General features: G+C 59.0%; 23 protein-coding genes. 9 read left to right on the forward strand and 14 right to left on the reverse strand.

The features are described from left to right. Positions 1 to 216 precede the first annotated feature (216 nt). Positions 217 to 2,121, forward strand: a complete 1,905-nt coding sequence (gene dnaK / locus N434_RS02645) for a molecular chaperone DnaK (protein WP_065114521.1) — start codon at positions 217 to 219, stop codon at positions 2,119 to 2,121. Positions 2,122 to 2,210: 89 nt separating this feature from the next. Continuing rightward, on the forward strand, positions 2,211 to 3,347 hold the full coding sequence (gene dnaJ / locus N434_RS02650) for a molecular chaperone DnaJ (RefSeq protein WP_110755848.1): 1,137 nt from the start codon (positions 2,211 to 2,213) through the stop codon (positions 3,345 to 3,347). Between the two features lie 67 nt (positions 3,348 to 3,414). On the opposite strand, the gene N434_RS02655 is transcribed toward dnaJ, so the two are convergent. The 10 genes from N434_RS02655 to polA form a co-directional block, all read right to left on the reverse strand. Further along, positions 3,415 to 3,966 (reverse strand): DUF924 family protein, encoded by a 552-nt coding sequence (locus tag N434_RS02655; protein ID WP_110755850.1) that lies wholly within the window; start codon positions 3,964 to 3,966, stop codon positions 3,415 to 3,417. Positions 3,967 to 3,979: 13 nt separating this feature from the next. Further along, positions 3,980 to 4,192 carry a SlyX family protein gene (locus tag N434_RS02660; RefSeq protein WP_065114518.1) on the reverse strand — a complete coding sequence of 71 codons (213 nt, stop codon included), beginning with the start codon at positions 4,190 to 4,192 and terminating at the stop codon, positions 3,980 to 3,982. Between the two features lie 148 nt (positions 4,193 to 4,340). Beyond that, a complete protein-coding gene (locus N434_RS02665; RefSeq protein ID WP_065114517.1) occupies positions 4,341 to 5,846 on the reverse strand; it encodes a tripartite tricarboxylate transporter permease in 1,506 nt (501 codons plus the stop codon). Positions 5,847 to 5,855: 9 nt separating this feature from the next. Then, a complete protein-coding gene (locus N434_RS02670) occupies positions 5,856 to 6,317 on the reverse strand; it encodes a tripartite tricarboxylate transporter TctB family protein (protein WP_065114516.1) in 462 nt (153 codons plus the stop codon). A 99-nt stretch (positions 6,318 to 6,416) separates the two neighbouring features. Beyond that, on the reverse strand, positions 6,417 to 7,400 hold the full coding sequence (locus N434_RS02675; protein ID WP_065116088.1) for a tripartite tricarboxylate transporter substrate-binding protein: 984 nt from the start codon (positions 7,398 to 7,400) through the stop codon (positions 6,417 to 6,419). Between the two features lie 198 nt (positions 7,401 to 7,598). Next, complete coding sequence (locus N434_RS02685) at positions 7,599 to 8,945, reverse strand: sigma-54-dependent transcriptional regulator (RefSeq protein ID WP_065114515.1); 1,347 nt, start codon at positions 8,943 to 8,945, stop codon at positions 7,599 to 7,601. Further along, complete coding sequence (locus tag N434_RS02690) at positions 8,942 to 10,744, reverse strand: sensor histidine kinase (RefSeq protein ID WP_065114514.1); 1,803 nt, start codon at positions 10,742 to 10,744, stop codon at positions 8,942 to 8,944. Before N434_RS02690 ends, N434_RS02685 begins: the two co-directional genes overlap by 4 nt. A gap of 185 nt (positions 10,745 to 10,929) precedes the next feature. Then, on the reverse strand, positions 10,930 to 11,115 hold the full coding sequence (gene rpmF / locus N434_RS02695) for a 50S ribosomal protein L32 (RefSeq protein WP_003507205.1): 186 nt from the start codon (positions 11,113 to 11,115) through the stop codon (positions 10,930 to 10,932). Between the two features lie 192 nt (positions 11,116 to 11,307). Further along, the gene (locus tag N434_RS02700) at positions 11,308 to 12,027 is read right to left on the reverse strand and encodes a DUF1868 domain-containing protein (RefSeq protein WP_110755854.1); all 720 of its coding nucleotides are present in this window, start codon (positions 12,025 to 12,027) and stop codon (positions 11,308 to 11,310) included. A gap of 77 nt (positions 12,028 to 12,104) precedes the next feature. Continuing rightward, complete coding sequence (gene polA, locus N434_RS02705; protein WP_110755855.1) at positions 12,105 to 15,104, reverse strand: DNA polymerase I; 3,000 nt, start codon at positions 15,102 to 15,104, stop codon at positions 12,105 to 12,107. Positions 15,105 to 15,519: 415 nt separating this feature from the next. Between polA and N434_RS02710 the strand changes: the two genes are divergently transcribed. Both N434_RS02710 and N434_RS02715 read left to right on the forward strand, forming a co-directional pair. Continuing rightward, positions 15,520 to 15,954 carry a MarR family winged helix-turn-helix transcriptional regulator gene (locus tag N434_RS02710; RefSeq protein ID WP_065114511.1) on the forward strand — a complete coding sequence of 145 codons (435 nt, stop codon included), beginning with the start codon at positions 15,520 to 15,522 and terminating at the stop codon, positions 15,952 to 15,954. Between the two features lie 155 nt (positions 15,955 to 16,109). Beyond that, a complete protein-coding gene (locus N434_RS02715; RefSeq protein WP_110755857.1) occupies positions 16,110 to 17,501 on the forward strand; it encodes a dipeptidase in 1,392 nt (463 codons plus the stop codon). A gap of 414 nt (positions 17,502 to 17,915) precedes the next feature. Here N434_RS02715 and N434_RS02725 read toward each other — a convergent pair whose 3' ends face one another. After that, entirely contained in the window at positions 17,916 to 18,125 is a 210-nt protein-coding gene (locus N434_RS02725; protein ID WP_003492998.1) for a cold-shock protein, read from the reverse strand. Positions 18,126 to 18,602: 477 nt separating this feature from the next. On the opposite strand from N434_RS02725, the gene N434_RS02735 reads away from it, so the two are divergent. The 3 genes from N434_RS02735 to N434_RS02745 all read left to right on the forward strand — a co-directional run bounded on the left by N434_RS02735 (position 18,603) and on the right by N434_RS02745 (position 22,521). Next, positions 18,603 to 19,061, forward strand: coding sequence for a YbaK/EbsC family protein (locus N434_RS02735; protein WP_065114509.1), 459 nt, complete (start codon positions 18,603 to 18,605; stop codon positions 19,059 to 19,061). A 145-nt stretch (positions 19,062 to 19,206) separates the two neighbouring features. Then, positions 19,207 to 21,504, forward strand: coding sequence for a transglycosylase domain-containing protein (locus N434_RS02740; protein ID WP_110755860.1), 2,298 nt, complete (start codon positions 19,207 to 19,209; stop codon positions 21,502 to 21,504). Between the two features lie 288 nt (positions 21,505 to 21,792). After that, positions 21,793 to 22,521: a sugar transferase gene (locus N434_RS02745; protein WP_110755862.1), complete on the forward strand. Its 729-nt coding sequence runs from the start codon at positions 21,793 to 21,795 to the stop codon at positions 22,519 to 22,521. Positions 22,522 to 22,598: 77 nt separating this feature from the next. Here N434_RS02745 and N434_RS02750 read toward each other — a convergent pair whose 3' ends face one another. Then, complete coding sequence (locus tag N434_RS02750) at positions 22,599 to 23,174, reverse strand: c-type cytochrome (protein WP_065114506.1); 576 nt, start codon at positions 23,172 to 23,174, stop codon at positions 22,599 to 22,601. Positions 23,175 to 23,324: 150 nt separating this feature from the next. Between N434_RS02750 and N434_RS02755 the strand changes: the two genes are divergently transcribed. Both N434_RS02755 and N434_RS02760 read left to right on the forward strand, forming a co-directional pair. Then, a complete protein-coding gene (locus N434_RS02755) occupies positions 23,325 to 24,080 on the forward strand; it encodes a 3-deoxy-manno-octulosonate cytidylyltransferase (protein WP_065114505.1) in 756 nt (251 codons plus the stop codon). A gap of 11 nt (positions 24,081 to 24,091) precedes the next feature. After that, a complete protein-coding gene (locus tag N434_RS02760) occupies positions 24,092 to 24,955 on the forward strand; it encodes a prephenate dehydratase (RefSeq protein WP_065114504.1) in 864 nt (287 codons plus the stop codon). Between the two features lie 15 nt (positions 24,956 to 24,970). Here N434_RS02760 and nudC read toward each other — a convergent pair whose 3' ends face one another. Next, on the reverse strand, positions 24,971 to 25,933 hold the full coding sequence (nudC, locus tag N434_RS02765; RefSeq protein WP_110755864.1) for an NAD(+) diphosphatase: 963 nt from the start codon (positions 25,931 to 25,933) through the stop codon (positions 24,971 to 24,973). Continuing rightward, complete coding sequence (locus tag N434_RS02770) at positions 25,933 to 26,361, reverse strand: HIT domain-containing protein (RefSeq protein WP_181423850.1); 429 nt, start codon at positions 26,359 to 26,361, stop codon at positions 25,933 to 25,935. Before N434_RS02770 ends, nudC begins: the two co-directional genes overlap by 1 nt. Positions 26,362 to 26,408: the final 47 nt, after the last annotated feature.

The raw sequence follows: 26,408 nt of genomic DNA on the forward strand, positions 1-26,408 counted from the left end.
TTTTCCGTTTCCGCAAGCGTGAATGGCTATGCTTCTGCACGGACAGGGGTTTCGTGCGCTTTTTGCTGCGCTTACCCCTCTCTTGCGCCTTGCAGCAGGAAAAATCGCTCCTTATATACGCCGCAGAACTGCAGCGAATACTGCAAATCCAAGTCAAGGAGCTGCTACAAGAATGCCTCACGGGGTTCCGGCAGCTCGCTTCAAGGAGAGAAGAGCATGGCAAAAGTAATCGGTATCGACCTTGGCACGACCAACTCCTGCGTCGCAGTGATGGACGGCAAGGACACGAAAGTAATTGAAAACGCGGAAGGCGCACGCACCACGCCGTCCATGGTGGCATTTTCCGACGATGGCGAACGTCTTGTCGGCCAGCCGGCCAAGCGCCAGGCGGTCACCAACCCGACCAACACCCTGTTTGCGGTCAAGCGCCTGATCGGTCGTCGTTATGAAGATCCGACCGTCGAAAAGGACAAGGCCCTCGTTCCCTTTGAAATCGTCAAGGGCGACAATGGCGACGCATGGGTGAAGGCGCAGGACAATAATTATTCCCCTTCGCAGATTTCCGCCATGATCCTTCAGAAGATGAAGGAAACGGCTGAATCCTATCTCGGCGAGAAGGTCGAGAAGGCCGTCATCACCGTTCCGGCCTACTTCAACGACGCACAGCGCCAGGCAACCAAGGATGCCGGCCGCATCGCCGGTCTTGAAGTTCTGCGCATCATCAACGAGCCGACCGCGGCAGCGCTCGCCTATGGTCTCGACAAGAAGGACGGCAAGACCATCGCCGTCTACGACCTTGGCGGCGGCACGTTCGATATTTCGATCCTCGAAATCGGCGATGGCGTCTTCGAAGTGAAATCCACCAATGGCGATACCTTCCTTGGTGGTGAAGACTTCGATATGCGTCTGGTCGAATATCTGGCCGGCGAGTTCAAGAAGGACCAGGGCATCGACCTGAAGAACGACAAGCTCGCCCTGCAGCGCCTCAAGGAAGCTGCGGAAAAGGCGAAGATCGAGCTTTCGTCCTCGCAACAGACCGAAATCAACCTGCCGTTCATCACGGCCGATGCTTCCGGTCCGAAGCACCTGACGCTGAAGCTGACCCGCGCCAAGTTCGAAAGCCTGGTCGACGATCTGGTGCAGCGCACCGTCGCACCGTGCAAGGCAGCGCTCAAGGATGCCGGCGTTTCCGCTTCCGAGATCGATGAAGTCGTTCTCGTCGGTGGCATGAGCCGCATGCCGAAGGTGCAGGAAGTCGTCAAGCAGCTGTTCGGCAAGGAGCCGCACAAGGGCGTGAACCCGGATGAAGTGGTCGCCATGGGCGCCGCCATCCAGGCCGGCGTTCTGCAGGGCGACGTCAAGGACGTTCTGCTGCTCGACGTGACCCCGCTGTCGCTCGGCATCGAAACGCTCGGTGGCGTCTTCACCCGTCTGATCGATCGCAACACGACGATCCCGACCAAGAAGAGCCAGACCTTCTCGACCGCAGAAGACAACCAGTCGGCCGTGACCATCCGCGTCTCGCAGGGTGAGCGCGAAATGGCCCAGGACAACAAGCTGCTCGGCCAGTTCGATCTCGTCGGCCTGCCGCCGGCACCGCGTGGCGTACCGCAGATCGAAGTGACCTTCGATATCGACGCCAACGGTATCGTGCAGGTTTCGGCCAAGGACAAGGGCACAGGCAAGGAACAGCAGATCCGCATCCAGGCCTCCGGTGGTCTCTCCGACGCCGACATCGAAAAGATGGTGAAGGACGCCGAAGCCAATGCCGAGGCCGACAAGAAGCGTCGCGCCGGTGTCGAAGCCAAGAACCAGGCCGAAAGCCTCATTCACTCCACCGAGAAGTCGGTGAAGGAATATGGTGACAAGGTCTCCGAGACCGACCGCAAGGCTATCGAAGACGCCATTGCCAGCCTGAAGACCGCCGTCGAAGCTTCCGAGCCGGATGCAGACGACATTCAGGCCAAGACCCAGACCCTCATGGAAGTATCCATGAAGCTCGGTCAGGCCATCTACGAAGCACAGCAGGCCGAGGCCGGTGATGCTTCCGCAGAGGGCGGCAAGGACGACGTCGTCGACGCGGACTATGAAGAAATCAAGGACGACAAGAAGTCCGCATAATCGCGTGACTTTCCGTCTCCTGACAACATATGCAAGAGATCCGGCTGCCGAGTGCAGCCGGAAATCCATTTGCGGGGCTTGTTAACTTAATGGCGAAAGCAGACTTTTACGAAACACTCGGCGTCAGCAAGACCGCGGACGAAAAAGAGCTGAAAAGCGCCTTCCGCAAACTCGCGATGAAATACCATCCGGACAAGAACCCGGATAACGCCGAATCCGAGCAGAAATTCAAGGAAATCAACGAAGCCTACGAAACGCTGAAGGATCCGCAGAAGCGCGCGGCCTATGACCGTTTCGGCCACGCCGCATTTGAAAATGGCGGCATGGGCGGTGGCGGCGGCTTTGGCGGCGGCGGTTTCGCCAATGGCGGCTTCTCCGATATCTTCGAAGACATCTTCGGAGAGATGATGGGCGGTGGCCGTGCGCGCCGGTCTTCCGGCGGACGCGAGCGCGGCGCCGACCTTCGCTACAATATGGAAATCGCGCTGGAAGAAGCCTTCACCGGCAAGACGGCGCAGATCAGGGTTCCGACCTCGATCACCTGTGACGTCTGTTCCGGCTCGGGCGCGAAACCCGGCACGCAACCCAAGACCTGCGCCACCTGCCAGGGTTCCGGTCGCGTGCGTGCAGCACAGGGCTTCTTCTCGGTAGAGCGCACCTGCCCCACCTGCCACGGTCGCGGGCAGACGATTTCCGATCCGTGCAGCAAGTGCCATGGTCAGGGCCGTGTGACGGAAGAGCGTTCGCTCTCGGTCAACATTCCCTCTGGTATCGAAGACGGCACCCGCATTCGCCTGCAGGGCGAAGGCGAAGCCGGTATGCGCGGCGGCCCGGCGGGCGATCTCTATATCTTCCTGTCCGTGCGTCCGCATGAATTCTTCCAGCGCGACGGCGCCGATCTCTATTGCACCGTGCCGATCTCCATGACAACGGCAGCGCTCGGCGGCACGTTCGATGTCACGACGCTCGACGGCACCAAGTCGCGCGTCACGGTTCCGGAAGGCACCCAGCCGGGCAAGCAGTTCCGCCTGAAGGGTAAAGGCATGCCGGTCTTGCGTTCGGCGCAGACGGGCGATCTTTATATCCAGATCCAGATCGAAACGCCGCAGAAGCTCAGCAAGCGCCAGCGCGAGCTGCTGCAGGAGTTCGAGCAGCTGTCCTCGAAGGAGAACAACCCGGAGTCGACGGGCTTCTTTGCCCGGATGAAGGAGTTCTTCGACGGCTGATTACCGTCGGTCTTACACATCAAAAACGCCGCCATCCTCCGGGACTGGCGGCGTTTTTATTTCAGGCTCAGCCGGAAAAGCCGCCTTCATCAAGATATTGCTTTTCCTCAGGCGTCGTTTCCCGCAGCAATATGTGGTTGCGATGCGGAAAGCGGCCGAAACGCTCGACGATATCGCGATGTTCTTCGGCATGGTGGAGATAAAGCCCGCCAAGCGGCTGGTTCAGCTCGCAGGCCCGCCGCTGGGCTGCCATATCCTCCGCATGGGAAAAAGGCAGGTAGAAGAAAACGCGCAAATCCTCGCTCATAGCCTGATCATGGCCACGACGGATTGCGTCATCGGCGAAAAGCCGTGCCAGCGGATCGGTGGCATACATATGGGCAGTGCCGCGAAAGCAGTTGCGCGGGAATTGATCGAGAAGAAGCAGCAACGCCAGACTGCTTTCCGCGCCGTCCAGCCAGCCATCCAGTTCACGCCTCGCGGCGGCAAAATGGGCATCCCGAAAGCGGTCGTGAAAGTGATTGTCGAAGGCGGCATCCTTGTCGAACCATTTGTCCGGCCCGGCCTTCTTCCAGAAGTTGACGATGTCGGCGGCAAGTTCGGCTGTGTCGTTTTTCATCGTGGCTTCCCTGTCAATAATGCGGCGGCCGGGTGATGGACGGCGCTTCCAGCGATTGCTCCTCAAGGCTCAGGAACCTCTCGGTCAAGCGGTCGAGCTTGGCGCGAGTCTGCTCCACGACCTTCCACTGCTCCGCCAGCTGGTCGGACAGTTCTTCTATCACCTTCACCTGGTGCGCGACCGTCTCCTCGAGCGCGATGATCCGTTTTTCGGTTTCCGACGTCATATCGACCTCTCTTTCCAGCCCTTCCTTGGGCCTAAAAGCGCACAAGTCAACCATATGCCGCTTTCGTGAAGCGAATTCGTCATGGCTGACCCCGAAACGGAAAAAGCCGGCGATGTCTCCATCGCCGGCATCCGGAGTCTGATATTGCTCAGTCTTCTTCTACGAAAACCTCTTCGCGTTTTTTCTTCACGCTGGGCAGGAAAACGACGATCAACACCGCAAGCGCAATAAAAAGCAGGGTGGCGCTGATCGGCCGGGTGACAAAAGTGGACGGATCGCCACGCGACAGGATCATGGCGCGACGCAGATTCTCCTCCAGCAGCGGCCCGAGCACGAAACCCAGGAGCAGCGGGGCGGGCTCGCAGCGCAGCTTCACCAGCACGTAACCGATGAAGCCGAAGAAGGCGACGGCATAGAGGTCAAAGACGTTGGAATTGACGCTGTAGACCCCGATGGCGCAGAAAGCCATGATGATGGGGAACAGCACGTAATAAGGCACCGTCAAGAGCTTAACCCAAAGCCCGATCAAAGGCAGGTTGAGGATGACGAGCATCAGGTTGCCGATCCACATGGAGGCGATGATGCCCCAGAACAACGCCGGCTGTTCGGTCGCGACGTTCGGACCCGGCACGATGCCCTGAATGATCATAGCGCCGATCATCAGCGCCATTACCGGATTGGCGGGGATGCCAAGCGTGAGCAGTGGGATGAACGAGGTCTGGGCGCCGGCATTGTTGGCCGATTCCGGACCGGCCACACCGGCCACCGCGCCATGCCCGAACTCTTCCGGGTTCTTGGAGACGCGTTTTTCCACGGTGTAGGAGGCAAAGGCCGCGAGAATGGCGCCACCGCCCGGCAGGATGCCAAGGGCCGAACCTATGGCCGTGCCGCGCAGCACCGGAGCGATCATTTTCCTGAAATCCTCGCGGGTGGGCATCAGGCCGCTGACCTTGGCAATCAGCACCGAGCGGGTGCGCTCGTTTTCGAGGTTGCGCAGGATTTCGGCGATACCGAAGACACCCACCGCCACCGCCACGAAATTCAGACCGTCAGCATATTCACGGATGCCGAGGGTGAAGCGTGGTGTGCCGCTATAGATGTCGGTGCCGACCAAGCCCAGCAGCAGACCGAGCACGACCATGGCGAGCGCCTTGACGATGGAGCCATGGGCAAGCGCGATCGACGAAACAAGGCCGACGACCATCAGCGAGAAATATTCCGCCGCGCCGAATTCCAGCGCAATTGCCGTGAGAGGCGGGGCGAAGATTGCCACGAGGAAGGTGGACACCGTGCCGGCAAAAAACGAGCCGATGGCGGCAATGGCGAGTGCGGCGCCCGCCTTGCCCTTGCGTGCCATCTGATACCCATCGATGGCGGTGACGGCGGAGGAGGATTCCCCCGGCATATTGATCAGGATAGCCGTGGTCGAGCCGCCATATTGCGCGCCGTAATAAATGCCGGCGAGCATGATCAGCGACGAGACGGGCTCGAGCTGAAAGGTGATCGGCAGCAGCATGGCGATGGTCGCCGTGGCGCCGATACCGGGCAGCACGCCGATCAGGGTGCCGAGCAGCACGCCGATCAGGCAGAAGAACAGGTTTGCCAGCGAAGATGCCGTGACGAAACCGAGAGCGAGATTATCGAGCAAATCCATCGCAGCACCTCAAAATTTAAGCCAGGGGCCGAAGCGCTGGAATGGCAGGCCGAGACCGTAATTGAAAACAGCGACGGAAAAGACCGTGATGGCCGCGGAAAGAATGACCGCCATGAGCGGGCTCATCTTGTGGGAGGCGAAGGCTGCGATGAGGGCGCTGAAAAAAAGCGCCGGCACGAAACCAAGACCCCGGACAGTGAAGCCGAAAAAGATTGGCGCGGGCAGGATGAAGAATATGCCCCGCCAGGCGATCGCTCCGATACCTTCCCCGGCCGGGCGAGCTGAGCGCAGAAATATGATGCCACCGAGCAGGATCAGGATGATTGCCAGGACGAGCGGGAAATAGCCCGGCCCCATGCGAAAGGCGGTTCCGATCTCCAGCCCATAAGACTGCAAGGCGAAAAAGACGCCAAGTCCCATGAAAATTGCCCCGCAGACTGCCTCGGCAGGGTCATTAAATAACGACTTCATGAAAGATGCCCCTCCACCGCGGCCGGCATCACACCGGTCCGCCTGTTAAAATGATCACGGTCGACCGGCGGCGCGATACCGCCGGTCATTCCGAGTCCATCAGTCGGCATATTGGCCGGCAGCTTCGATCACCGGCTTCCAGCGGGCGATTTCGCTTTCAAGCTTGGCCTTGAGTGCCGCAGGCGTCGCATCGCTTTCCGACGAGGGCGTGGTGCCGAGTTCGGCAAAACGAGCCGCGACGTTCTTGTCCTTCAGCGCAACCTGCAGCGACTTGGAGAGTTTTTCGTTGATTTCAGCAGGCGTGCCCTTGGGCGTATAGATGCCGTGCCAGATGCCAACCTCGAGCTTCGGCAGACCCGCTTCGACAACCGTCGGCACATCCGGCAGCACGTCGAGCCGCTTGGCCGTGGTAACCGCATAGGCTTTCACGGTGCCGCCCTGGATCTGCTTGGTGGTGTTGGTGGTCTGGTCGCACATGATGTCGACCTGGCCGCCGAGCAGATCGGTCATGGCCGGACCGGTACCCTTGTAGGGAACGGTGACCAGTGGTGTCTCGATGGCGCTCATGAACAGCATGCCGCACAGATGCGATGCCGCACCGATGCCGGCATTGGCGACGGTGACCTTGTCCTTGTTCGCCTTGGCATAATCGATGAGACCTTTCAGATCCGTCGTCTCGAGGTTCTTGCGCGACAGGATGGTCATCGGCACTTCGGTGACAAGACCGACATATTCGAAAGCGTTCAGCGTGTCATAGGCGAGCTTGCGGTAGAGCGTCGCGCTGGTGGCCATGCCGATATGGTGGAGAAGGACGGTATAACCATCCGGATCGGCCGATGCCACACGGCCGGCACCCAGCGTGCCACCCGCGCCGCCGACATTTTCAACGATGATCTGCTGGCCAAGGTCCTTCGACATGGATTCAGCGACGAGGCGTGCGACCGTATCCGTCGGACCGCCGGCAGCAAAGGGCACCACCATGGTGATGTTGCGCTCGGGATAATTCTGAGCGGATGCCGACAGCGCAAAAAGGGAAACGGCAGCGGCGGCAGCAAGGCCGGTGACTGTCTTCAGTATTTTCATCGATTCCTCCCGGATGAAAATGTTCGCCACTTCAGCCGCGCATGCTCCTCCATGGCGACCGGGGTAAGCTATTTGCGATCCGGGATTGTCGTTCAGCAACGATGGTCTTGCCGGGAGGCGCGCTTTTATCGCCATCACGAATGGCAATGGGTGGATTTCGACCCATAGAGCCTCATCCATGGGTGGAAATCCACCCATCTACACCTCTGTCATATGCCGATGCAGCTCGTATTTCTGCATTTTTTCGTAGAGCGTTTTGCGGGAAATGCCGAGACTCTCGTAGACGGATTTCAGATTGCCGCCATGGGCGGCGATCGCACGCGCGATCAGGCTCTTCTCATAGGCTGCGACCCGTGTGGCAAGCCCTGCCAGGCCATCGTCCTGAAACGGCGGCGACGTTTCGGAAGCATCACTTTCCAGGCCCAGAACGAAACGGTCCGCCGCATTGCGCAATTCCCGCACATTGCCGGGCCACTCCCGTAACGAAACGGAGGAAAGCAATTGCTGTGGCACGTCCATATCTTCCCTTCCGTAACGGGCGGCGGCTTCCCGCACCAGATGCAGGAAGAGCAGTGGTATGTCGGCGCTGCGCTGTGACAGGGAGGGCACGAGGATCGTCGCCACGTTCAGGCGATAGAGAAGATCGGCGCGAAACCGGCCTGCGGCAACCTCCTGCTCCAGATCGACCTTGCTGGTGGCGATGAAGCGGACATCGAGTTCGACCGTTTCATTCGAGCCGAGACGGGTAATCACCCGCTCCTGCAACACGCGCAGGAAGCGGCCCTGCAATTCGAACGGCATGGAGCCAATCTCATCCAGCAGGATGGTACCGCCACGGGCGTGCTCGAACTTGCCGTAGCGCGGGCGCAGCGCACCCGGAAAAGCACCGGCCTCATGGCCGAACAACTCGCTTTCGATCAGCGTCTGCGGAAGGGCGGCACAATTGATCGCGACAAAAGGCCGGTTGGCTCTGGCGCTGATATCATGCAGCGCCCGCGCCACCACCTCCTTGCCAGCGCCGGTATCACCGACAATCAGCGTATCGGCATCGGTCGCGCCGATGGCGCGGATACGATACCGCAGATCGACCATGATCTGGGTTCTGCCGGGCAGGCGCGTTTCGAGATCGTCGTGCTTGCCGGCCACCGCCTTCAGGCGGCGGTTTTCCAGCACCAGCGCCCGCCGGTCATTGGCCCTTTTGATGATGCCGGCGAGATATTGCGGCGTGAACGGCTTCTCGATGAAATCATAGGCGCCGTTGCGCATGGCGTTGACCGCCAGCTGCACATCGCCATGGCCCGTCATCAGGATGACAGGTATCTCCGCATCAAGCTCCCGCACCTTCTGCAGCAGCGTCATGCCATCCATGCCCGGCATGCGGATATCACTCACCACAACGCCATCGAAGCTGTAGCCGATAAGTTCCAGCGCATGTTCGGCGCTCGCCAGCATGGTGACGGCGAAACCGGAAAGCTCCAGCGCCTGCGCGGTGGAAAAACGCAGCTCTTCCTCGTCATCGATCAACAGAACCCGCGACATGGTCATTCCGCAGCCGCCTCCATGCGCCAGATGGCGGCTGGTAATTCGATCTCGAATTCCGCCCCGCCCTCGTCATGGTTTCGGACACGCAGCTGGCCGCCGAAATCCTTGATGATGTTATAGGAGATGGAAAGGCCGAGGCCGAGGCCGCGCCCGACACCCTTGGTGGTGAAAAATGGATCGAAGATACGCTCGGAGATCGCCGGCGGTACGCCGGGGCCACGGTCCCGGATGAAAATCGACACCGTCTGACCTTGCTGCACGGCCTGCAGCGCAATGCGGCGATCCTCGCGCCCTTCCACGGCATCGGCGGCATTGGAGATGATGTTGACAAGCACCTGCTGCAATCGCACCGGCCCGGCCTTCACCGCAAGCGGCACCGGACCGAGATCGACATCCAGCACCGCATTGGCGACCTTCAGCCGCGGGCCGACGATTTCGAGCGTATCGCGAAGCACGGTATCCAGACCCACAGCCGCCATTTTTTCGTTGGGCTTGCGGGCGAAATTCCTCAGATGCTTGCTGATCGACGCCATACGATCGATGAGGCCCGAAATGCGTCTGAGATTTTCCGTTACCTCCTCCAGCCGCCCGCGCTCCACGAGAAGCGAGGCGTTTTCGGCATAATTCTTGGCGGCGGCAAGCGGCTGGTTGAACTCGTGCGACAGCGCCGCCGACATCTGCCCCAGTGCCGCAAGCTTGCCCGCCTGCACCAGATCGTTCTGCATCTTGCGCAACTGTTTTTCCGTCTGGCGGCGTTCGGCGATCTCGTGTTCGATCTCCTGGTTCACCCGCGCCAGATCGGCCGTGCGCTCCTCCACGCGGCGCTCCAGTTCCGCCTGCGCCTCGGCCTGATGGGTCAGGCGTTCGCGCAGACGACGACGCCGTTGCAGCATGGCGGCGATGAGGGCGGCAGCGAGACACAGGCACAGGATGATCGCGATCATCGCCGTCTTCACCTGGGTGCGCAATGAGCCCGTATCCATCAACACGCTGACCGTCCAGCCCGCATCCGGCATCGGCTGCGACAGGACCATATATTCCCTTTCACCGTCATTCTGGGTGATCGTCATCAGTTGATGGGAGCCGAAACTGCCGTTTTTCACCGGCAGCTCCTTCAACGCGGCATTAGCATAACGGCGGGATGTCTCCGTACGCGCCAGCCTCTCCGGTGTCAGCGGCATCAGGCCGGAATAAAGCCACTGCGGCGTTCCGGTCATGAAGATGATCCCTTCCGGGTCGGATACCAGAATTCGGTTCTCGCCATCGCCGAAAGAGGCTTCTATGCCTTCAATATCGACCTTGAAGACGATGACGCCCTTGATCTCCTCATTAAAAAGGATCGGCGCGGAAAAATAGTAACCGCGCTTGTGCGAGGTGGTGCCAAGCGCAAAGAAGCGCGACTGGAAGCCCTTGGCGGCATCCTGAAAATAGGGGCGGTAGCTGAAATTTTCGCCGACGAAGCTGGTCGGACCATCATAATTGCTGGCGGCTATGGTCTCTCCATCCAGCGTGATGATGTAGATATCGGAAGATTCCAGCAGGGTGTTGATGGATTTGAGATAGATATTGGCCCGCTGGCGCAGCGCCGCATCCTGCGGATGCGCGACCAGTTCCTCTATGTCATCGTGATCGGCGATCAAGGCGGGCAGCGGTTCGTAGCGGCTCAAAAGCCCGCCGAGAGCGGAGACGGCCAGTCGCAGCGTCGTGCGGCCCTGATCGGACATTTCGCCGAAATAGCTCTCCGCTATGATGCCGCCACCTCTCGTAACGGCACCATAGCCGAGACCGAGGCTGAGAAGCATCAATAAAATCCAGCGATATTTCACCGAAGCTCCCCTCCTGTTGCAGGCATCAAACCTGCTCTCCCCGAAAGAGTGTAGGAGGAGTGGCCGAATTTTCCAAGTGAGCGGAAAAGGTGGGCAGCCGGTCCTGAAAACAAAAAACCGGCCACGGGGGCCGGTTTTTGCAAAGATGATTTCAGAAAAGCTTATGCGCTTTCCTTCGGCGTCAGAACCTGACGGCCGCGATACATACCGGTCTTCAGATCGATATGGTGCGGGCGGCGCAGTTCGCCGGAGTTCTTGTCTTCAACGTAGGTTGCAGACTTGAGACCGTCAGCCGAGCGGCGCATACCGCGCTTGGACGGGCTTGTTTTTCTTTTTGGTACAGCCATTTGTGTTACTCCACTTAAGCGGCGAAACAACGGAACCGGCCAGAACCAAAGGCCGAATGTCGGATGTCTCGATATCGGAAATTTGGCGCGCTTATACATGCCCAAACGGGCTTTGACCAGCCCTGACGCGCATTTTTTCCGATTCAGCGGAATTGGTGCGACGGGCCGCAGCGGACGACTGCAAATCACACCTCACTTCTTATCGAAAACGACAAGTTCCTTGAAGTGGTTCATGTCGCTGAATTCACAGAAAGCCGGTGGCCGCATCTCGATAACAGGTGCCGCAGCGCGGAGTTTTTCCAGTTCTTCATCAAGCATCGCCTGCCAGCGCGGCAGGCAGTCAGGATCAAACCAGCGTGTGACGTAAGACAGGGTTATATGGAACTCATAACTTTCATGATTGGGATGCCGGTAACCGAAGGCTTGCGCAAATGCATCGCGCCACAACGCAACGATCCGGTCGTCCTCCCCTGTCACACCCTGCATCACCAGTCCTGTCGGTTTGAGGCCTGTCACCTGCATGTTGAAAACCGGAAGAGCCGGAAAGGTCGAAAGACGATCGCGATAATAGTCCGTCATCGTGTCAATCGGCGTATCGAGCGGCAGGTTTTCCGGCCAATAGGGCAGCGCCCGCCGGAACTCGATGATTCCCTGAAATACCGTCATATGCAGGCTGGAAACCGGTGTGAAAGCGAGCTGTGATGCCTCGGGCATACCCAGAAAACGCTGGCGCGTCTTGACTATCGCGCTTTCGCTCTGCGATCCCTCAAGGAGATGGCAAACCACCGTATTGCCCGGCTCGGGCAGAAATTCGCCATCCACATTATAACGGCTGCCGAGATGACGCGGCGGCTTATCGTGGCTATCGGCGGAGAAATATTCCAGATCTTTCGAGACGAGCGGGGCGTGCATCGGGGAAGTCCTTGTGAGAGGTTTCCCCTAGCTTCCGCACGCAACAATGCAATGACATCCGCTGGTCTAACGACCGGTCAATGCGCCTCGTCCCAATTATCGGCCGCACGCGCATCCACCTGCAACGGCACCTTCATGGAAATCGCCGGCATGGCGGCATTTTCCATGACAGAAACCACCACCGGCAAAGTCTTTTCGATTTCCGCTTCCTCAACTTCGAAGATGAGTTCGTCATGTACCTGCAAAAGCATGCGGGCGGAAAGCTTCTCCGCTTCCAGCGCCGGCTCGATGCGAACCATGGCACGGCGGATGATATCGGCGGCCGAACCCTGGATCGGCGCATTGATGGCCGCGCGCTCGTTGAATGCTTTCACGGAAGGGTTAGAGGAACGAATTTCCGGATAGTGGGCGCGGCGACCAAAGATCGTCTCGACATAGCCATTCTCGCGGGCGAAAGCCTTGGTCGCTTCCATGTAATCGCGAATGCCGGGAAAACGCTCGAAATATTTCTTGATATAGTCGCTGGCCTCCGAGCGGGCGATGCTCAACTGGTTGGCAAGGCCAAAGGCGGAAATGCCGTAGATGATGCCGAAGTTGATGGCCTTGGCGCGGCGGCGCACCTCCGATGGCATGCCTTCCACCGGCACGCCGAACATTTCGGATGCCGTCATCGCATGAATGTCGATGCCGTTTTCGAAAGCGTTGCGCAGCTGCGGAATATCGGCGACATGGGCCAGCACGCGCAGTTCGATCTGGCTATAGTCGGCAGACAGAAGCTTGTGACCGGGCGTGGAAATGAAAGCCGTGCGGATCTTGCGGCCTTCCGCCGTGCGAACCGGAATATTCTGAAGGTTCGGTTCCGAGGACGACAGACGCCCCGTGGTCGTGGAGGCAAGAGCGTAGGATGTATGCACCCGCTTCGTCTCGGGATGAATATAACCGGGCAGCGCGTCCGTATAGGTCGATTTCAGCTTGGTCAGCTGCCGCCAGTCAACGATCTTGCGCGGCAGTTCGGCACCTTCCGCCGCCAGATCCTCCAGAACCTGCGCCGATGTCGACCATTGGCCGGTCTTGGTTTTTGAGCCACCGGGCAAGCCCATCTTGCCGAACAGGATATCGCCGAGCTGCTTTGGCGACCCCACGTTAAAACGCTCGCCCGCCAGCTCGTAGATTTCCTCTTCGAAGGACGCGGCCTTCTGGGCGAGTTCGCCGGAAAGGCGCGAGAGGATTTGCCGGTCGACGGTGATGCCGCGTTCTTCCATATGCGCCAGAACCGGCACAAGCGGACGCTCCAGCCGCTCATACACGCTGGTCAGACGCTCGGCGGCGAGCCTGGGTTTCAGGGCCATCCACAGCCTTAAGGTGACATCCGCGTCTTCCGCCGCATAAGCCGTCGCTTTGTCAATATCGACGAAATCGAAGGTGACGCTCGACTTGCCCGACCCCGCCACGTCCTTGTAAGCGATCGGCGTGTGGCCGAGCCAGCGTTCGGACAGCGAATCCATGCCATGCGTGGCCTTGCCGGCTTCAAGCACATAGGAAATCAGCATCGTGTCGTCGAAACTCTGCATAACGACGCCGTGGCGTTTCATCAGCAGATAGTCATATTTGAGGTTCTGGGCGATTTTCAAAACCGCCGGGTCCTCAAGAAGGTTCTTCAGACGCTCCAGCGCCTCGGTAAACGGCACCTGCCCTTCGGCAAGCCTGATGCCATCGCTGAAAAGATCACCACCCGAACCGGTCTTGTGCGTCAAAGGAATGTAGGTCGCGCGGATATCGGTGCCCGAAGCATCCTTGCCATTATCGGCAATCGCCAGCGAAAAACCGACAAGTTCCGCCTGCATCGGATCAAGCGAAGTCGTTTCCGTATCGAATGCAACGACACCTGTTTCACGGGCTGCCGCAATCCAGCGGTCCAGTGTCGCGAGGTCCCTGATGGTCGTGTAGGCGCTCGTATCAATCCTGGCGGCTGAAAAAAGCGCCTGACGTGCTGCGGCGAGATCGGCGGGTGTGCTGCCTTCCCCGGACAGCTTGCGTGCCGGAGCGGCCGCCGAAGGCGAAACACCCGTTGCGTCGGCGGCAACCTCACCAGCCTTACCGGCAGCGGCCGGCGCATCGAGGTCGGGACCATGGGCATCGGCACCCCATTGCACCGGCACATTGGCCGGGTCGATGGCGGACGCGTCGGTTTCGGTCGCCTCCGCAACGCGGCGGGTCAGCGTCGTGAACTCCATCGCTTTCAGGAAAGCGATGAGTTTCGGGCCGTTCTGCGGTTCAAGCACCAGTGCCTCAAGAGACTGCTCCAGCGGCACATCGGTCCTGAGCGCCACGAGCCGCCTGGAAAGACGGGCAAGATCGGCATTGGCGATGATATTTTCCCGGCGCTTCTGCTGCTTGATTTCAGCTGCCCGCGCCAGCAGCGTATCGAGATCGCCATATTCCTCCAGCAACTGCGCCGCCGTCTTCGGGCCGATACCCGGAATGCCCGGGACATTGTCGGTGGAATCGCCGGTCATTGCCTGAAGGTCGATCATCTTTTCCGGGCCGACGCCCCATTTTTCGATGACGTCGGGGATGCCGATCTGCTTGTCCTTCATGGCGTCGTACATATGCACATTGGCCGTGACGAGCTGCATCAGATCCTTGTCGGAAGAGATGATGGTGACGTCAGCGCCGATCGCCTCGGCCTGCCGGGCATAGGTGGCAATGATGTCATCCGCCTCAAAGCCTTCCGTCTCGATGCACGGGAGGTTGAAGGCGCGTGTCGCCTCGCGGATCAGGCCGAATTGCGGCACCAGATCTTCCGGCGGCGCGGTGCGGTTGGCCTTGTAGAGATCGTAAAGCTCGTTGCGGAAGGTTTTCGACGAATAGTCAAAAATCACCGCAAAATGGGTGGGCGTCACGCCGACATCGGTATTGCGCGCATCCTTCAGGAGCTTCCACAACATGTTGCAGAAGCCGGAAACGGCGTTGACCGGCAGCCCGTCCGACTTGCGGTTCAGCGGCGGGATGGCATGGAAGGCCCGGAAAATGAAACCGGAACCGTCAACGAGGAAAAGATGATCGCCTTTTTTCATGGGTAGCATGGATAGCGCGGGGCCGTTTTGACGTCCACAGAAACTTCGCACAACACACCGCAAAGCGCAGGAAACAGGGCCGCCGCGGGAGCGCGTCAAATTCACCTGAACGTTACCGATTTGTAATCCGTGCCTCCCTTGAAAAGCCGCATTTGCAGACACATTTCTTAGAGGACGGCGCCTGATCACGCCGTAGTCTGATAGCTGGCTCGTCCCCCGCCGCGTCAGACCGGACAAAGGCCTTTCCCCCTCTCCGGGCCTTTGTCCTCCAATATGACCGCCATGGCCGACCCCTCCCGGCCATGGCGGTTTTGTTTTGCGCAGGGTTTCGGGCTGGCCTAAACATACCATGCGATATATATCGCACTATCAAGATGCCGGCCGGCGCTGGCCATAATACTTCATGGACGGAAGAATGGGCTTTTCCCGAGACGAATCGGCGATCTATCTTGCCACCAAAATGGCGAGGGAATTCACCATGGCGCTGCAAAAGAGAGCCGCAGCACTCGGCTTCTCGCCGGGACAATTCCCCATCCTCATCGAGCTCTGGCACGAGGAAGGCCTGACGCAGCGGCAATTGCTTGACAGGATCGACGTCGAACAGGCAACGCTCGCCAATACGCTTTCCCGCATGGAACGCGACGGGCTGATCATCCGCAAATCCCACCCGAGCGACCGCCGCGCCCAGATCATCGAACTGACCCAGCGCGGCAGGGACCTGGAGGCGAATGCCATTGCCGCCACCGAGGCCACCGAGGACTTGCTACTCAAGGATTTCCGGCGCTTCGAACGGCAGCTTCTGCTGGAATATATGCGCCGGGCGATCGAAAGCGCAAAAAAAGCGAAATAGCGTTTATGGCTTCGCACTTTCCCTGAACTGCTCTATCGTTCCGGCGGCTGCGCGTTTGCCGATTCACGGCACGCCGGCCCCTTGTTTCCCGCGATGCGCGATGCCCGGATGTTTCGTCTTATCGCCGGGTCACGACAGACATGACAGGATCAGCGATGACAGACGTTTCCCCTATTCTTTCCACGGCCGACGGCAATCTCACCTCCAGCCTCGAGCGGCTGTTCGAACTCGTGCGCATTCCGTCGATTTCCACGGACCCCGCCTACAAGGCGGAATGCCGCAAGGCGGCGGAATGGCTGGTCAGAACGCTTTCCGCACTCGGTTTTACGGCTTCCGTTCGCGATACGGCCGGCCACCCGATGGTGGTGGCGCATCACGATGCGGCCAGCAAAGATGCGCCGCATGTGCTTTTTTACGGTCATTATGACGTGCAGCCGGTCGACCCCCTCGATCTCTGGGAAAACGATCCGTTCGAGCCCGCCGTCAAGGATATCGTTGCCGGCCGTCAGGTAATCACCGGACGCGGAACGGCGGACGACAAAGGCCAGCTCATGACCTTCGTCGAGGCCTGCCGGGCCTACAAGGCTGTCAATGGCGGCCTGCCGGTGCGTGTCACCATTCTCTTTGAAGGCGAAGAGGAATCCGGCTCGCCCTCGCTGAAGCCTTTCCTCGAAGCCAATGCGGATGAGCTGAAGGCCGATTATGCGCTGGTGTGCGATACCGGCATGTGGGACCGGGATACACCCGCCATTGCCGCAGCCCTTCGCGGCCTGGTCGGCGAAGAAATCGTCATCACCGCAGCCGACCGCGACCTGCACTCCGGTCTGTTCGGTGGGGCAGCGGCAAACCCCATCCATATCCTGACCGATATTCTCGCCGGACTGCATGACGAGACTGGACGGGTCACGCTTGCCGGCTTCTATGACGGCGTGGAAGAAACCCCGGCTAACATCAAGGCCTCCTGGGAGACACTGGGACGCACGGCCGAGGCCTTTCTCGGTGAAGTCGGCCTTTCGGTTCCCTCGGGCGAAAAGGGCCGTTCCGTGCTGGAGCAGACCTGGGCGCGTCCTACGGCGGAAGTCAACGGCATTATCGGCGGCTATACCGGCGACGGTTTCAAAACCGTGATCGCCGCAAAGGCCTCCGCCAAGGTATCCTTCCGTCTCGTCGGCGAGCAGGATCCTGCGGCCATCCGCGAGAGCTTCCGGGCCTATGTGCGCTCGAAGATTCCCGCCGATTGCTCCGTTGAGTTCCACGAACATGGCGGTTCACCGGCCATCCAGTTATCCTACGACTCGCCCGTGCTGACCAAGGCCAAAAACGCGCTTTCGGAAGAATGGCCGAAACCTGCCGTCGTCATCGGCATGGGCGGCTCGATCCCGATCGTCGGCGATTTCCAGAAGATGCTGGGCATGGATTCGCTGCTTGTCGGCTTCGGCCTGACCGACGACCGTATTCATTCGCCGAATGAAAAATACGATCTCCAGTCCTTCCATAAGGGCATTCGCTCCTGGGTCCGGATTCTGGATGCCCTCGCGGCAAAATAACGAAGAAGGAGAGGAGGCGTCGGTGACCCGATTCCTCCTCCCTTTTTCGTTTTTCGGCCACCAAAAACAAAAAGGCCGGGCAAGCCCGACCTTTCCATCCGTTTTTCGTCAGTGCCAGTACATCCGTGGTCAAAGCGTTCAACGGTCTGATGTTCCAGAGCGCATCCATCGTGTGGACACTGCTTTCACGATCAGGATCGGCTGCTTCGGTTAATCTTTGGTTAACGCGACAACAGCGGCACTTTCAAAATGCCCGCCTGACAGTTTTCATCCGAAACACTGTTGAACCCTATATCGGTATGCGACCCCGCCTTTTCAAGGCCTGCCCGCTCAGGGCCGCCTTTCAAAAGAAAAAGGCCGGATAAATCCGGCCTTTCCATTCATGCGAATGACCCTTACAGGCCAAAGCGCTTATCAGGCAGCAACGAGGTTGCCTGCGGACATCTTGCCCGAGCGACGATCCTGCATCAGCTCGTAGGAGAGCTTCTGGCCGTCGTTGAGGGCGGTCAGACCTGCGCGCTCAACAGCGGAGATGTGAACGAATACGTCCTGCGAACCGTCGTCAGGCTGAATGAAGCCGTAGCCCTTGGTTGCGTTGAACCACTTTACTGTACCAGTCGCCATAACGATTTCCTTCCGTTGGCAATTGTATTTGCACTGCGAGCAGTGCGGTCTCTTGTCGAATTTGAAGGAAAGATCGTCGTGTGCACCCGAAAAGGTACCGAAGCTCTGGTCGTCAAACAAATATCGATGGGCGAACACCTAGGTTGGCAAGGGCGAAAAGTCAAGTTTCTTTGAAAAACGCGGCAATTTTTGTGAGCTGCCGCCGCCCCAAAGCCCTTGGAAACAGGGCCTTAAACAGCAAAAACCCGGCGCGGGAGGAGGTGCGCCGGGTTCTTGAAACTGACTGACAATTGGGAGGAGGAGTATTGTCAGTCCAATCGGGCGACGCTGGGAGGAGGAGTGCGTCGCTTCGATGGTTTGAACATACAGGATGGCCGCTTAAAAAACAGACATTCTATCGCAGCGCAGCATTGCGAATAATGCATAGCTGTTTCGTGACGTCTTGAAGAGGCGTCGCTTACCGCCTAATAAATACGCATGTCCATTGAATCCGTCAGAGCCTTTTTCTCCGAGAAGTCACCGGAAGTATCCGTTATCGAAACGGAAGCCAGTTCCGCAACGGTGGCACTGGCCGCCGAAGCGCACGGCGTCGAGCCCGACCAGATCGCCAAAACGATCTGCCTGAAGGCAGGCGACACCATTCTTCTCGTTGTCGCCGCCGGCACCAAGCGGCTCGACAACCGGAAATTCCGCGATCATTTCGGGGCCAAGCCACGCATGCTCGGACCGGAAGAGGTGGTTTCCGTGACCAGCCACCCCGTTGGTGGCGTGTGCCCTTTCGGCCTGCCCTCGCCCCTGCCGGTGTTTTGCGACATATCTCTGAAAAATTATCAGGAGGTGGTTCCGGCGGCCGGCGCCACCAATGCGGCAGTACGGATCGCCCCCGATGTGATGGCTGAATTGACGGGTGCGCAATGGGTCGACGTCTGCCAATGACGCCGATTTGATCCGGCAAGGGCTTAACCCCGCCTTAAATTGCCGCATTTAAACTCTTCATCCTGGATTAAGGATCGCGCAGGCATAGAAGCCTGAAACTCACGCGGGCATGTGCGGTTTCGCGAATAGGAGCGACTTCAGCTGAATGGCAGGCAAGGGCAAATCACGCGAACGGGTAGAACCTTCCTTCGGGGATTTCCACGAATCCGGTGATGACCTGCGCCTGGATGCCAGCGAGCGCATCAGCGGGACGACAAAGCAGCCCGTCAGGAAACCGAAGGCTGCCACCGGCCGCGCCAAACCGCAGAAAAAAGAAAAGCGGACCCGCAATTCCTCCGGCCGCGGCGCGACGGGCTTCATCCGCTCCCTTGTCTACTGGTGCATCGTCCTCGGCATCTGGGGCGGCATCGGCGTTGCCGGCCTTGTCCTTTATTACGGCGCGCGCATGCCGAGCGCCAGCAGCTGGTCCATTCCCGAACGTCCGCCGAATGTGAAGATCGTTTCGGTCAATGGCAGCGTGCTTGCCAATCGCGGTACCACCGGCGGCGAAGCGCTCGCGCTGGAAGACATGTCGCCTTATATTCCGCAAGCCGTCATGGCGATCGAGGACCGGCGGTTTTATTCACATTTCGGCGTCGATCCGCTGGGTCTCGGCCGTGCAATCGTGACGAATGTGCTGACGGGGCGAACCGTGCAGGGCGGCTCGACGCTGACGCAGCAGCTGGCGAAAAACCTGTTCCTCTCACCCGACAGGACGCTGGAACGCAAGGTGCAGGAAGTGCTTTTGTCCTTCTGGCTGGAGCATGAATTCACCAAGGACCAGATTCTCGCGATGTATCTCAATCGCGTCTATTTCGGGTCCAACGCCTATGGCGTCGAGGCCGCTTCCCGACGCTACTTCAACAAATCCGCACGCGACGTCAATCTGGGCGAAGCGGCGATGCTTGCCGGGCTTCTCAAGGCGCCATCGCGCCTTTCACCCGCGCGCGATCCGCAGGCGGCGGAAGAGCGGGCGCAGGTCGTGCTGCAATCCATGCGCGATGTCGGTTTCATCACCGATGACGAGATCAAGACCGCCATGTCGCAACCACCGACCAAGGCGAAACGTTTCTGGTCCGGCGCCGAACACTACGCCGCCGATATGGTGCTGGAGGAAGTCCGCAGTCTGGTCGGCGACGTCAAGCAGGACATCGTTGTCGACACGACCATCGACCCCAATCTCGAGCGCGATGCCGAAAAGGCGCTTACCCATGTGCTGCAGGGTGACGGCAAGAAGCAGGGCGCATCGCAGGCGGCGCTGGTATCCATTGATGGCACCGGCGCGATCCGGGCCGTGGTGGGCGGTGCTGACTATGCCGAAAGCCAGTTCAACCGCGCAGCCAAGGCGAAACGTCAGCCCGGTTCGGCATTCAAACCCTTCGTTTATGTAGCCGCACTCGAATCAGGGATGACCCCCTACACCATCCGCAACGATGCGCCGGTGCGCATCGGCAACTGGACCCCGGAAAATTACGAGAAGAAATTCCGCGGCGAGGTGACGCTTGCCACCGCGCTCGCCAATTCGCTGAACACGATTGCCGCGCAGCTGGTGATGGAAGTCGGGCCCGAGCGGGTGACGCAGGTGGCGCATCGCATGGGCATAGAATCGGAGCTGCAGAACAATGCCTCCATCGCGCTCGGCACCTCGGAAGTGTCGCTGATGGAACTGACCGCCTCCTATGCTCCCTTCATGAATGGCGGCTACAAGGCAACGCCGCATATCGTCAAGCGCATCACCGATGCCGAAGGCAAGGTGCTTTACGAAAACAAATACGACAATCCGCCGCGTGTGCTGAGTGAAGAGATTGCTGCGACCATGAATGGCATGTTGTCGCGCGTCATCACCGAAGGCACAGGCAAGGCCGCGCGCCTGCAAGGCTGGCAGGCCGCCGGAAAATCCGGCACGACCCAGTCCTTCCGCGACGCGCTCTTTGTCGGCTACACAAGCAATCTGACCACGGGCGTCTGGTTCGGCAATGACGACGGAACCTCGATGAAAAAGGTTACCGGCGGTGGGCTTCCGGCAAGGGCCTGGAAGGATTTCATGACCGCCGCCCATTCCGGGCTTTCGCCTTCGCCGCTCTTCGGTCTCGGCGCAGGCGGCGTACCGCCGCTCGGCGAAATGCAGCAACCGGCACCGGAACCCGCCCCCTCGTCCATAGGCGACATCATCTCCAATGCGCTGGGTGGCGGAACGGCGGACACCCGCGCCTATCCCGACGCTCCGGTTTCACCGAACCAGCCGGGCATGGCCATGCCGCCGGCAAACATTCCCTCCCGCGATATCGAACCCGGCTATCAGGCCGGCAATGGCCCCGTGCCACCGGCCGATATAGGCGGCCAGGAGCCCGGACCATCAGGGCCCAAACAGACGACGCTGCTTGACATTCTGATGGGGAATTGACCGGCATCGGGTAAAGGCCGGCGGATTTCATCACGAATGGCAAGATGGCAGCGACCCGCTCGCCTTCCCGCAAAAATCCGCTTTTCCGAAGGCTTTCTTCTTCGCATCCGCAGCCATGAGCGGAGACGGTGCAAAGCACGCAACATATGCGTGCGCGCCCATTAACCCTAGATTGCCATTTGCACGGAGGCGGCTACATTTCGGGTGACTTTTTAGGGTAAATGAATTATTAATTGTTCATATAAATTAATTTTCTTGTTTCAAAATAACTTTTCAGGGTTCCATATTATGCTGGGTACTAAAAGCTCATCGCATGCCGTTTTTTACGGCGCTCCCTATCCTGCCGCCGCCACATTTGAAACGGCGGAAATACAGACCTCCATTTCGGAAAAAAACCCATCGGCGTTTTTACGCGGCCAGTTCGCGCTCAAGAGAACGATGGATATTGCAGGGGCGTCCATCGCCCTTGTCGCACTCGCTCCCGTGTTGATGACCGTCGCGCTGCTGGTCAAGCTTGACAGCAGGGGTCCGGTCCTGTTCTCGCAGGTCCGCTGGGGCATGAACGGGAGAAAAATCCGCGTCTATAAATTTCGCTCGATGCGGGCGGAACTGGGCGACGCCACCGGGGTGGCGCAAACGGTGAAGAACGATCCGCGGATAACCCGCATCGGCGCCGTTCTCCGCCGCACGAACATCGATGAATTGCCGCAGCTCATCAATGTATTGAAGGGCGATATGTCGCTGGTGGGTCCGCGCTGCCACGCCATCGGCATGCTGGCGGCCGGCCGCCTCTATGAAGAACTGGTTCCCCAGTATCACATGCGACACCGGATGCGGCCGGGTATCACTGGCCTTGCGCAAATGCGGGGCCTTCGCGGCCCGACGGATCGCAGCGACAAGGCGCGGGCGCGTATCGTCTCCGATCTTTATTATGTCGACAATTTTTCAGTCTGGCTGGATGTCAAGATCATGGTCGGAACGGTGATTTCCGAATTGCGCGGTGGCAAGGGCTTCTGAATTTTCAAAATAAATCCGTCATCAGAATAAAAAGCCCGGCATCGCTGCCGGGCTTTTTTATGAAATCATCATTTGCGTCAGTTCGTCGGCGCGGGAGCAGCGGCGGGATCCGGCAGCGGTGCCGGGTTTGCCGACAGCGTGCGCAGATAAGCGATCAGATCGGCTCTTTCCGTTTCCTTCTTCACACCCGCAAAGCCCATGGCCGTTCCGGGAACGTGTTTCTTGGGAGCTTCGAGGAAGTAGCTGAGATGATCGTAATCCCAATGAACGGAACCGCCCTTGGAGAAATCCTTCATGCCTGCGGAATAGCTGAAACCTTCGTGGCTGGCGATCGGCCGGTTGACGATATCGAAGAGATTGGGGCCGACCTTGTTTGCACCACCACTCTCTCCGGTATGACAGCTCGTACACTTCTTGAAGACCGTCTCGCCCTTGGCGGCATCGGCGCTCGCAAGCAATTGCGCGATCGGCGTCGCCGCGGCAGCGGCTTCTCCGCCGGCTGCTTCGCCGCCGCTTTCTGCAGCAGCAATGGCGTAACCTTCCTTTTCAGGCGCGGGCGCATGGAAAATGCCCTCAGACGCAATTGACACCGACATCAGGACAAAAACCGTACCCAGCAACGCCCCAACGCCCATATTTACATAAGAATTCATCTATATGCGCTCCCTCGCATCCGCTCCATATAACCGGGCATCTTGAAATTACTCGAAAGCTATGGCTTTTGCACAGCCTGCGCAACTTGAATAATGGTCCCCACTCCGTGACGTTTTGACACTTTTCGGGCGGGATTTGAAGGGTGTCGGATGAAGAATCGGGATTTCGAGAAAGCTGTGGTCCTCATACCGGCCCGGATGGCGTCCACGCGCCTGCCGGGCAAACCGCTTGCGGATATTGGCGGCAAGCCGATGATCGTGCAGGTGGCACTGCGGGCACGTGAGGCCGGGGCGGAGCGGATCGTCGTAGCGGTCGATGACGAACAGGTTTTTTCTGCCGTTCAAAATGCCGGTTTCGAGGTTATGATGACGCGGAACGACCACCAGTCCGGCTCGGACCGCATTTTCGAGGCGCTGCAAAAAGCCGACCCCTATGGCAAGGCCGAATATATCATCAACGTGCAGGGCGATCTTCCGACCATTGAGGCAGAGACGATCCGTGCATCGTTGCGCCCGCTGGAAAATTCCGCCGTCGATATTGCCACGCTGACGGTGGAAATTATCGACGAGGAAGAAAAAACCAATCCGAACGTGGTGAAAATCGTCGGCAGCCCTCTTTCCGAAACACGGTTACGGGCGCTTTATTTCACTCGCACCACGGCTCCTTATGGCGATGGGCCGCTCTATCATCACATCGGTCTTTACACCTATCGCCGCGCGGCGCTTGAGACATTCGTGAGCCTGCCCCCCTCGCCGCTGGAAATGCGCGAGCGACTGGAACAGTTGCGCGCGCTGGAAGCGGGCATGCGTATCGATGCAGAAATCGTCCGCTCCGTGCCGCTCGGCGTCGACACACCGCACGATCTGGAAAAAGCCCGCAAAATTCTTGCAAGCAGAACCTTCTGACGGACACACCCATGACCTTGAGCACAAATCGCATTGCCTTTCAGGGCGAATTCGGCGCGAATTCCGACATGGCCTGCCGCGACATGTTCCCGGATATGGAGCCTCTGCCATGCCCCACTTTCGAGGACGCCTTCAACGCCATTGAAAACGGCGAAGCCGATCTCGGCATGATCCCAATCGAGAATACGCTCGCCGGCCGCGTCGCCGATATTCATCATTTGCTGCCGGAATCGCGCCTGCACATCATCGGCGAATATTTCATGCCGATCCGTTTCCAGCTGATGGTGATGCCGGGTGTGAAAAAAGACGAGATCCGCACCGTCCACAGCCATATCCATGCGCTCGGCCAGTGCCGCAAGATCATCCGCTCGAACGGCTGGAAGCCTGTGATCGCCGGTGATACGGCAGGGTCGGCGAGGCTGGTTTCCGAGAAGGGTGATCGCAGCATGGCGGCCCTTGCGCCGCGCCTTGCCGCCAACCTCTACGGTCTCGATATTCTCGCTGAAAATGTCGAGGATTCGGAAAACAACGTCACGCGATTCGTGGTGCTTTCCCGCGAGGAAAACTGGGCCAAGCGTCAGTCGAGCGACGAAATCGTCGTCACCACCTTCGTCTTCAACGTTCGCAATATTCCGGCCGCGCTCTACAAGGCCATGGGCGGTTTTGCGACCAACGGCATCAACATGACGAAACTGGAAAGCTACCAGCTCGGCGGAAAATTCGTGGCAACGCAATTTTATGCCGATATCGAAGGCCACCCGGATGACGAGCCGGTAAGGCATGCGCTGGATGAGTTGCGCTTCTTCTCGGAAAAAGTCCGCATTCTCGGCGTCTACAAAGGCCACGCGATGCGTGGCAAGCTCAACCAGAGCTGAGCCTGCCGAGCACGACTATTTCGTCCATTCCACCCAATCGCGCATCAGCCGATGCGCAATGGCCCCACCTGGAGGCGCGGAAAAGCCTTCGCCCGTCGCCGTCTCCAGCATTTTGGCGACGTCCGCCCGTGTGAACCAGCGGCAATCCTCCAGTTCGATCTCATCGCGGGCAATATCGAAAGACAGTGCCTCGGCATAACAGCCGATCATCAGCGTATGCGGCATCGGCCAGGGCTGCGACGCATGATAACGCACGCGGCCGATTTCAACGCCGGATTCCTCGTGCGTTTCGCGGCGGACAGCCTGCTCGATCGTTTCACCCGGCTCGACGAAGCCGGCAAGGCACGAATACATGCCCGGCGCGAAATGGGCACCGCGGCCAAGCAGGCAAAGATCACGCTCGATATCGATCGTCATCATGATGACGACGGGATCGGTGCGGGGAAAAATGGTGTGGTTGCAGGCGGCACAGATACGCTTGTAGCCGCCGATGCGCAGTTCCATGGTGCCGCCGCACTTTCCACAAAAGCAATTGTCGGCATTCCAGTGGGTGAGGCTGACGGCCTGCGCAACCTCGCTCAACAATTCCTCGTCGAGAAGATGGTCGCGATAAAGCGTGCGGGCATCGGCCAGCTTGTAATGGCTCGCCAGCTGATCCTCGGCCACGGCAACCGGCACCGCAATTCTCGGCTCGCCGGTTTCGCGATATCCGAGCAGGACGGCATTGTCGAAATCTGGCTGCAGTTCAGCCAGCTCATAGGCCGAAAACAGGGGATCGATGACCTGATCGTCGTGCTTCAGGACAAGTCGGTTACCCGAGAAAGCAAAAATATGGGTGCCGTCGACTTTCAGCGCATCGGCAACACACTCTTCCGTCCGCTTTTCGGCAAAACGGTCGAGGGCGTTCTTGGAAAAGGCTGTCAGCAGGCTTGCTTCGGGATGGGGGGCGGTGGTTTCAAAAATTGTCATGGAAATCATCAGAGCGCGCCGGAGATTTTTTTCATCAAATTTTCCCTTTCGCCGGCCTCATAAGGCACTGCCGTACCGTGACCCCAGATAGGGCCAGGCCAGCAGGTGTCGCCTTTGTTGCGGGCGATAATGTGGACGTGAAGCTGCCGGACGATATTGCCCAGCGCGCCGACATTGATCTTGGTAGCCCCCGTGATTTCCTTCAGCGCGGCGGCAACGAGATTGGTCTCGAATGTCAGCATTGCCTGATCGAGCGGGGTAAGATCGAACAATTCGCTCACATCGTCTCGCTGCGGCACCAGCACCAGCCAGGGCCACCGGCTGTCATTTTGCAAACGCAATTCACATAGTCCCAAACGCGTCACCAGCACGCTGTCGCGCGTCAGCCTGTCGTCCAGCCGGAATGTCTCCAAGGTGTCCTCCATGTTTGTTTTCATCGTGATAGCAGTTTTTTGAAGGCTTGGCTTGCATTTGCTGTCGATAT

Source organism: Rhizobium sp. UGM030330-04 (assembly GCF_003208455.1).
Classification (GTDB): domain Bacteria; phylum Pseudomonadota; class Alphaproteobacteria; order Rhizobiales; family Rhizobiaceae; genus Agrobacterium; species Agrobacterium rhizogenes_A.